Source organism: uncultured Campylobacter sp. (assembly GCF_938017615.1).
Lineage (GTDB): Bacteria > Campylobacterota > Campylobacteria > Campylobacterales > Campylobacteraceae > Campylobacter_B.
Genome location: NZ_CALIJA010000105.1, coordinates 1 through 7,622, shown reverse-complemented (window position 1 = coordinate 7,622; position 7,622 = coordinate 1). Strand labels below are relative to the sequence as shown.

The window sequence follows — 7,622 nt, the reverse complement described above, 5'->3', positions numbered from 1 at the left end:
CTGCAAAACTGTGTTTCTACCACGCAAAATTTTTGTAGCAAGCAGAATTTTATCGCGCGAAATTCGATCGATACGCAAAATTCTGCTTCTATACAAAATTTATGGAATTCTCAAGATCTCAAATCGCCGTCTGAGCAAAATTTAAAATTCTCGCCGGAGCAAAATTTTAAATCTCCGCTAGGATCAAATTTTAAATCCGCTCAAAGCTCGCCTCCCATTTCGCTAGGGCGCGATGCTACGGATGAGGAGCTTGATTTCGCGCATGAGTTTTTGCAAGAGAGCTTGCCCGCGGAGTTTAAAGATAGCCTGTCGTATTTCGAGTATCTCACTCTTGCGGCGGCAGTGCTTTTTAGGGATTGCGATTACTGCGTGATCGAGGCGGGGATGGGCGGCGAGTTTGACGCTACGTCGAGCTTTGGGCGCATGCTGTCGCTTTTTACGCCGATCGGCACCGATCATTTGGGTATGCTAGGACAAAATCTAGAGCAGATCGCCCACACCAAGCTCATTACGATGGATAAGGAAGCGATTTTAAGCGATGAGATGAGCGAGGTTCCGCTTCGTATCGCGCGGCAGATATCAGAGCAAAAAGGAACTCATTTGAGGTTTGCAGCAGAGCTTTTAAGCAAGAGCGAGCAAGCGCAGATCGCGGAGTTTTGCGCGCACAATAATCTGCCTAAATTTCAAATTTCAAATTTAGCCCTAGCGCTTGCCGCGATGAAATTTTTAAATTTGAAATTTGAAATTTCACAGCTGCCGCCTCTAAATTTATGCGGCAGGATGGAAGTTTTGGCGCCGAATTTACGCGTGGATGTCGGACACAACGAGCTTGCGGCACAGCAAGTCGCCCGCGAAATTACCGAAATCTACGGAGGCAAAAAGATCGTGCTGATTTATAACGCCTTTGCCGATAAAGACGTAGCCGCGGTGCTACGGACTTTAGCACCCGTGGTAGAGCGCGTGGAGATCTTTAACTACGAGGTTGCGGATCGCGAAATGGCAGCAGAGGCGATAACCCGTGCGCTTGACGCGCTTAAAATTCCGCATTCGCCGTTTCGCGGCGAGCTTAGAGCGGACGAGGAGTATTTGGTTTTCGGCTCGTTTCATTTGGTAGAAAATTTCATTTTATGGCTTGAGGCGCGCCGTGGCTAAAACTAAACTTACCCTAAGCGATCACTTTGGCACCAAGACGCTGTATTTTGGCGAAAATTTTAGATTTCAGCTTAAAATTTTATCCGCGTTTTTCGTAATTTTTCTGCTAGTTTTGTTTTTTGCGATCTTTAAACTCGCTAGCGACCGCTCAAATTTAAAAGAGCTAAACAAAACCCTATACGCCGAAAATCTCGCGCTAAAAGAGCAAAATATCGCCCTTGAGGGTAAAAACGAGGAGGTGCTTGCCAAGCTGGACGGACGCGAAGACGATGGAGGCGGGCTGGATAGTGATATCCAGGTAATGCTTGCGATGAATGAGATGAAAAAGGAGCGTAAAAAGGGCTCCGGCGCGCATATCGCAGCTAGCGAAAAAACGGCGAGCGCGATTCTTAGCGCTGTGCCTAATGGACTTCCGATGCAGTATCGCGGCGTCACTAGCCCTTTTGGGATGCGCACTCATCCAATCAGCGGCGTTATGAGGATGCACCACGGCATTGACTTGCGAGCAAGCGAGGGCACTCCGGTGTTTGCGACGGCAGAGGGCTTTGTGCAGTTTGCAGGCGGCAGTGGCAGCGGATATGGAATTTTAGTGATTCTATCGCACAATTATGGCTTTGAAACCCGCTACGGCCACCTTAGCTCCGCGATCGTAACGCCCGGTTCTTGGGTTAAAAAGGGCGATCTCATCGGCTATAGCGGTAACACCGGCTACAGCACCGGTCCGCACCTGCATTACGAAGTTAGGTTTTTGGCTCAAAGCGTTGATCCTGCAAATTTTATGAGCTGGAACGCGCAAAATTTCAAAAATATCTCGACCTTAGAGCCTAACGTATCGTGGCAGGAGATCGCAAACGTCGTGCAGCACCAGATCGAAAGGTTTAAATAATGCAAGCCGAGGTTTATGAATACTTTTTGCAAAACCAAAAAGAGCTTTTGATATGCGAGGATGAAAAGGAAGCCGCGGCGTGCGAGCAGGTGCTAAAATTTATGGGCTACGCGGCCTTTTGCCTGCCAGATTTTAGAGCGAGCTTTGGCGAGGATCTGCGTAGCTACATGGGTGAGCTAGCAGGTATCAGCACTGCTCTTAGCGCGTTTTACAAAGCAAGCGGCAAAAAAATTTTAATCTCTCCCGTCCGCACGATCCTAAATAAGCTCCCCGCCGCAAGCCATCTGCGCCCGTTAAATATAAAATTTGGGGGTGAATTAAACTTAAGTGAGCTGAAAGAGGAAATTTTACGCCTTGGATACGATGTGCGCGACATCGTCGAAAGCATGGGCGAGGTTAGCTTCCGTGGCGAGATCATCGATATTTTTTCGGTAGGCGGCGAAAGCGCGATTAGAATTCTGCTCGACGGCGAGAGGGTTGAGAGTATCAGGCGCTTTGACGTCGCGACGCAAAAAAGCGAAAAAGATGAACTTGCGCAGACCGAGATAGCGCCGTTTTTGGCAAATTTAAGCGAGGATGAGTTTGAGAGCGTGAGCGAAAAGATATCGCGCGCGGATAGCGACGCGCTAGCGCGCGATCTGGGCTCGCTCGGGTTTTGGTTTATCGATGGCTTCGTCGATTACACGGAGGCGTTTGATTGCGTCTTGCTGCACGAGATCAAAAAGGATGAAATTTTTTCCGAGCGCAATTTGGATTTTTTAGACGCGATCGAGGTACTGCCCGCGGCGCGTAAATTTAAAGACCTCGCCGTGACGCCGTCGCATGAATTTTTTGAATTTCACCGCAGCGAGGCTATCACGCTGATCGCGCGAAACGACGCCCTGCTTGCGCCGTTTGATCTTAGCGGATTTAGCAATATCGAAATTTTACGCGAGGATTTCGTCGTAAATTTAATAAGCGCCGAGCGGATCATCCTTTCGCTAAACAAAGCGGCGCCTAAAAAGCGCATGCGAAGATCGAGCTTGGCTCTGGATGAGCTAAACGTGGGCGATTTTGTCGTGCACGAAGATCACGGTATCGCTAAATTTAACGGGCTTGAGCTCATCGAGGTGATGGGGCGCAGCAAGGAGTTTGTATCCCTACTCTACGAGGGCGGTGACAAGCTGCTGCTGCCGGTAGAGTATCTAAATAAGATCGATCGCTACGTCGCAAGCGGCGGCGCGGTGAGCTTGGATCATCTGGGCAGGGCGAGCTTTTCAAAAATCAAGGAGCGAGTGCGCGAAAAGCTCTTTGCGATCGCTTCAAAGATCATTGCGTTGGCGGCAAAGCGCGAGCTGGTGCGGGGGCTCATCATCAAAAACGAAAGCGCAGATTATGCGAAATTTTTAAGCGCAAGCGGCTTTAGCTATACGAGCGATCAGCAAAAGGCGGTAAGTGCGATTTTGGCGGATCTGCAAAGCGGCAAGGTGATGGACCGCCTGCTTAGCGGCGACGTGGGCTTTGGAAAGACCGAGGTCGCGATGAATGCGATCTTTGCTTGCATCCGAAGTGGGCATTCGGTGCTGTTTTTCGTGCCTACGACGCTACTTAGCTCGCAGCATTATGCTACGCTTAGCGAGCGCTTTAGGGAGTTTGAAATCTCCGTTTTCAAGCTCGATCGCTTTAGCAGCGCGAGGCAAAAGAGTGAAATTTTAAAGCGCCTGCAAAGCGGCGAGGCGATCGTCGTGGTCGGCACGCACTCGCTTTTAAATTTAAACCCCGCAAATTTAGGGCTTATAATCATCGATGAGGAGCATAAATTCGGCGTTAAGCAAAAGGAGCGGCTCAAAGAGAAAAGCGCCGCCTCGCACCTGCTTAGTATGTCCGCAACGCCGATACCGCGCAGCCTGAATATGGCGCTAAGCTCGATTAAAAGCTACTCCACGTTGCTTAGTCCGCCGCAGGACCGCTTGGACGTGCGCACCTTCGTCAAGCAGTGGGACGAAAAGATCATAAAAGAGGCGATCTCGCGCGAGCTGCGACGCGGCGGGCAGATTTTTTACGTCCATAACCACATCGCGACGATGCAAAACGCCAAAAAGAAACTGCTTGAAATTTTGCCGAGCCTTAAAATTTTAATTTTGCACTCCAAGATCGACGCTAAAACGACGGAGGATGAAATTTTAAAATTTGTAGCAGGCGGATACGATCTGCTACTTTGCACCAGCATCGTAGAAAGCGGCATCCACATGCCGCGCGTAAATACGATCATTGTCGAAAACGCTGGTAAATTCGGCATCGCCGATCTGCACCAGCTGCGCGGCCGCGTCGGGCGCAGCAACAAACAGGGCTTTTGCTACTTTTTGATCGAGGATAAAACCGCTCTTACGCAGGACGCGCTAAAACGGCTCGTAGCGCTTGAGAGCAACTCATTTTTGGGCAGCGGCTCGGTGCTAGCGTATCACGATCTGGAGATTCGCGGCGGCGGAAATTTGCTCGGAGAGGCGCAGAGCGGCCATATCGAAGCGATCGGCTACTCGCTTTATCTAAAGATGCTCGAAGAGGAGATCGGCAAGCTGCTAAGCAGGAAAAGCGCCGCTGCGAGCGTGGAGCTTAAAATTTCGGTAAACGCCTTTTTAAACTCGGAATTTATCAGAGAGGATCGCCTGCGCCTGGATCTTTACAGGCGGCTTAGCAAGTGCGCAGAGGCGAGCGAAGTGCTTGAAATTTTCGGCGAGATCGAGGATCGCTTCGGGCGCGCGGACATTTACACTAAGCAATTCATCGACGTGATGATGATTAAGGTTTTGGCTACGAAGCTTGGCTTGCGCGTGATTTCGAGCATGGACGAAAATATCTTGATCACCCTTGCAAACGGCGATAAGGTGCGATTAAAAGCACAGACGCGCGACGATGACGACGTGATAAACGAAATTTTAATCTATCTGCGAAGGGAGCTAAAAAATGCGAACTTGCGATGAAAATATCAAAAAAAGCGCGAGCAAAAGCAGAAGCGAAGAGCTAAATTTAAACGCGGCGAGCGGTTTAAATTTAGCGCCGCAAGCCGTCCTAAAAAGCGCGCAGAGCGGCGCCGGCGAGCAAATTTATTTCAGCGATTTTAGCGCGATTGATTGGCGCACGGCACAGGTCGCCGTCTTTCGCGCGAATAAAAAGGCGCTAAAGATCGTTCGCGATATCGATTTCACGGGTATTGACGCGCTTGTGGGGCTAGAGAGCCAAAAATCGGCTCTTATAAAAAACACTGACGCCTTCCTACGCGGCTGCAGCGCCAACCACGCACTTTTGTGGGGCGAGAGCGGCTGCGGCAAATCAAGCCTTGCAAAAGCGGTTTTTTCTAAATTTATCCCGCAAGGCCTTAAGATCATTGAGATCGGCAGGGACGATCTGGGCTATCTCGTGGATATAATCGATGCGATCCGCGAAACGAACTTTAAATTTATCATCTTTTGCGATGATTTGAGCTTTGAGCTCGGCGAGAGCGGCTACAAGCACCTTAAGCCGCTGCTAGAGGGCTCGCTGGAGCGTGCGCCGCACAACGTGCTGATGTATGCGACATCCAATCGCCGCCACATCGTAGGCGAATGCGCAAGCGACAACGACGCTGCGCAGATAAGCTGCGGCGAGCTGCACCTAAGCGACGCGGCGAACGAGCGAATCAGCCTAAGCGAGCGCTTCGGGCTACAGCTAAGCTTTTACGGCGGGAGCATGCGGGAGTATTTAGGGATCGTAGATGCCTATTTTGCGGCTGCGAAAGGTATGAGCGCGGCGGAATTTCGCTTGAGCTTCGCCACAAATTTAGATGCGTTGCACGCAAAGGCGAGGGAGTTTGCGATGCTTCGCGCAAGCCGTAGCGGCCGCGTGGCAAAGCAGTTTTTCTTGAGCTTTAGCGAGGAATTTTTTGCAAATTTAAAAGGCGGCGGCAGATGAATACGGCGCGCGAATTTAAATTTGGCGTAAATTTTATTGCAGTGCCGGAATGCACGCAAAAAATCGCCGCCGCCGCGCGAAATTTTAAAAACGATGCCAGAAATTTCGGAGGCGCGAAATGAGCGCGACCGAGCTTTTTATCGCGCTTTTTCGCGCCGTGAAAATCAAGGATTTTCGCTGGTGGCCCGCGTTTGGAAGCTTTGAGGTGGTCGTGGGGGCGATTTTGATCCAAAATACTGCGTGGAGCAATGCTGACGCGGCACTGCAAAACCTACGCAGCAAGGGGCTTTTGAGCCTAGAAAGCATCGCTGGGTTAGAGGAAGCGGAGCTTGCGGAGATCATCAAAGTAAGCGGATTTTATAATCAAAAAGCTAAACGTCTAAGCTTGCTTTGCAAAGCGATGATCGCGGATTTTGGGGATTTTGAGAGCTTCAAATCAGGCGTTAGCCGCGAGTGGCTGCTAGCGCGCAAAGGGATCGGCGCGGAGAGCTGCGATGCGATCCTGTGCTATGCGTGCGAGCGCGCGGTGATGGTCGCGGACAGCTACTCGGCGCGGCTGCTCGGCACTTTAGGCTATGAGTTTGAAAGCTACGACGAGCTTAGCGCGTGGCTTGGCGAGCTGGAATTTGGGCGGATCTACGAGTTTGTAAATTCCGCCAACTCTGCCTGCGATGCGGCGGCAAAAGCAGGGAAGCTGGAGAACGAAAACGGCGTGTATGCGTTATTTCACGGGCTTATAGTGGAATTTTGCAAAGCACATCTAAAAGGTAAAATTTTCGACGAGAGCGCGAAAATAATTTTAAATGATTTGAGGTAGATATGTTTAACACCAAAATTTTAGAAAATTTAATGGTTGCTTTTTGCTTTTGTATAACGCTTGCATTACATTTACTGATATTTAACCATTACTTCTCACTCCAAGAAGGTTGGTGGGAAACCTATGCTTATTTAGTAAATAGAGGCGAGGTAATAAATAAAGATTTTTATCTGGCATGGACTCCGTTATTTGTCTATATAAATGCCTTTTATCAAAAGATATTCGGGATAAATTTCTTTGCTTTTGCCTGCATCGGTGTAGTAGCTGCAATGATACAGGTGATCTTGCTTTATGCTGTTTTGAGGGAGTTTTTTTCAAAACCGGCTAGTGCTATAGGAGCCACTTTTGCTAGTTTTTTATGGTTTAGTATGGAGACATATATACCGAAGGATTATCATACCTACGTCTTCATCATAGAATTTTCTACCCTACTATTTCTAGTAAAATCCATAAAAAATAAGAATCCTAAACAAGGCGTTATATATCAAATATTTGGAATTTTATTTTTAGTCCTACTTTTTTTCATAAAGCAAAATGTGGGATTGGTTCTTTTTGCAAGTCTTTTTGTATCTTATGCTTTTATATCTAGTAGCGTAAAAGATTATTTTAAAAGAATAGGATTTTTACTATTCTTTACTGCTATATTCTTTGCATTCATAAATTTTATAATGCCTTTCGATCCTTCATCCATAACCGATAATGATTCAAAGGGAAGCCTATGGACGATAGCGACTAGATTTATTTTTGAACCAGAGCTTAGTCGGATATTAACAATAAGCGTATCGGAATTTTTTATAATATTAATTCTTGCATATTTTGGAAAAAATATTGTATATCTAT

Annotated in this window: 6 protein-coding genes; all 6 read left to right on the top strand. The window is 48.3% G+C overall.

The annotated features are described in order from the left end of the window. A partial coding sequence (locus Q0620_RS05575; protein ID WP_298783639.1) for a bifunctional folylpolyglutamate synthase/dihydrofolate synthase occupies positions 1 to 1,152 on the top strand: 1,152 nt, incomplete at its 5' end. Beyond that, the gene (locus Q0620_RS05570; protein WP_298783637.1) at positions 1,145 to 2,038 is read left to right on the top strand and encodes a M23 family metallopeptidase; all 894 of its coding nucleotides are present in this window, start codon (positions 1,145 to 1,147) and stop codon (positions 2,036 to 2,038) included. The genes Q0620_RS05575 and Q0620_RS05570, both read left to right, overlap by 8 nt. Then, complete coding sequence (locus Q0620_RS05565; RefSeq protein WP_298783635.1) at positions 2,038 to 4,998, top strand: DEAD/DEAH box helicase; 2,961 nt, start codon at positions 2,038 to 2,040, stop codon at positions 4,996 to 4,998. The genes Q0620_RS05570 and Q0620_RS05565 overlap by 1 nt, the downstream gene beginning before the upstream one ends. Continuing rightward, on the top strand, positions 4,982 to 5,965 hold the full coding sequence (locus tag Q0620_RS05560) for an ATP-binding protein (protein WP_298783633.1): 984 nt from the start codon (positions 4,982 to 4,984) through the stop codon (positions 5,963 to 5,965). The genes Q0620_RS05565 and Q0620_RS05560 overlap by 17 nt, the downstream gene beginning before the upstream one ends. A gap of 118 nt (positions 5,966 to 6,083) precedes the next feature. Then, positions 6,084 to 6,782, top strand: coding sequence for a 3-methyladenine DNA glycosylase (locus Q0620_RS05555; RefSeq protein ID WP_298783631.1), 699 nt, complete (start codon positions 6,084 to 6,086; stop codon positions 6,780 to 6,782). A 2-nt stretch (positions 6,783 to 6,784) separates the two neighbouring features. After that, positions 6,785 to 7,622 (top strand): glycosyltransferase family 39 protein (locus Q0620_RS05550; RefSeq protein WP_298783629.1); only part of this gene is annotated, 838 nt, incomplete at its 3' end.